Raw genomic sequence first — 1,319 nt, 5'->3', positions numbered from 1 at the left:
TTGCTTAAACTCATCAGAAAGAGGACGGGTCCACTATGAACATTACTACAATTGGTCTTGATATCGCAAAGTCTGTTTTTCATTTTGTTGGCGTAAACAAAGCGGGGAAGCTCATCAAAAAGAAGATGATAAAACGCAAAGACTTGATTCATTTTCTTGCTCAAATAGAGCCTTGTCTTGTTGTGATGGAAGCCTGTGGCGGTGCAAACTATTGGGCTAGGGAGTTTGAGAAAGTTGGCCATCAAGTAAAGTTAATAGCACCTCAGTATGTCGTTCCCTATAGACAGGGAAATAAGAATGACTATAACGATGCGCTCGCTATAGCAGAAGCGGCCCAACGTCCTAACATGCGTTTTGTAGGGCCCAAGCCTGTAGAGCAACAAGATATTCAAATGCTGCATCGAATGAGAGAAAGGCTAAATAAACAATCTACGGCACTGATTAATCAAGTTAGAGGAATGCTCGCTGAGTACGGCATTGTCATCACAAAAGGAAAAGCGTCTTTTAGGACAAAACTGCCTGATATTTTAGAAAATGCTGATAATGAATTAACTGCCAAAGGGCGAAGCATTTTCTATCAACTGTACGAAGAGTTTAATGATATTGAGCGAAGGCTTAAAAGCTGTGACGCCCAAGTTCAACAGGAAGTTAAGAATAATCAAGTGTGTCAGCGCTTAGAAAGCGTACCAGGCATTGGTCCAGTCACTGCCACAGCATTTTATGCCGCTGTTGGAGAAGGTAAAGATTTTACCAACGGCAGACATTTTTCAGCATGGTGCGGTCTAGTCCCCAAGCAGCATAGCAGTGGCGGAAAAAATAACTTGCTTGGTATTAGTAAGCGAGGAAATGCTTATTTGAGAACGCTATTTATCCACGGTGCAAGAGCGGTTCTTTATCATAGTGAGGCTAAAGGAGATAAATTTAGTCGTTGGGCTACCGCACTTGCAGAAAGACGTGGTTTTAACAGAGCTTGCGTTGCCGTCGCTAACAAGCTTGCACGGATAGCATGGGTCATAGCAGCAAGAGAAGATGAATATCGTATCGCTGCATAAAAGTAATCATTAACGCGCTAATAATTAGTTTTACCAACCACCAAGTTGCCAAGATAATTGAATTGATGATGAGACAGTCAGACTGTTCTACTTAAAACCTTCGCCCGGCATTGGCTCTAAAGAAGCCGTAAGGATGATAAGGAAAGTAGAAGCAAATATCCATCAGGGCCAGAGGAGTACCTCAATAACAGGCCGAATATATGGGTGCAATGAACTCTTCTCAAAGTTGATATTAAATATCTTGCAAACCGGATGGGTCCATATATG

The 1,319-nt window shown here is 42.1% G+C and carries 1 protein-coding gene; it reads left to right on the top strand.

Annotation, left to right across the window (positions count from 1 at the left end):
• Positions 1–35 precede the first annotated feature (35 nt).
• The gene (locus ACVBIK_RS20645; protein ID WP_447170425.1) at positions 36–1,052 is read left to right on the top strand and encodes an IS110 family transposase; all 1,017 of its coding nucleotides are present in this window, start codon (positions 36–38) and stop codon (positions 1,050–1,052) included.
• Positions 1,053–1,319 lie beyond the last annotated feature (267 nt).

The sequence above is a fragment of the Shewanella sp. 125m-1 genome (assembly GCF_052977065.1).
Note: the sequence above shows the minus strand (reverse complement) of the source record. Positions and strands in the feature narration are given on the sequence as shown.

Bases quoted from the DNA above. Each gene is read 5' to 3' on its own strand.
- ACVBIK_RS20645 (WP_447170425.1), top strand. From the start codon at position 36: ATGAACATTACTACAATTGGTCTTGATATCGCAAAGTCTGTTTTTCAT.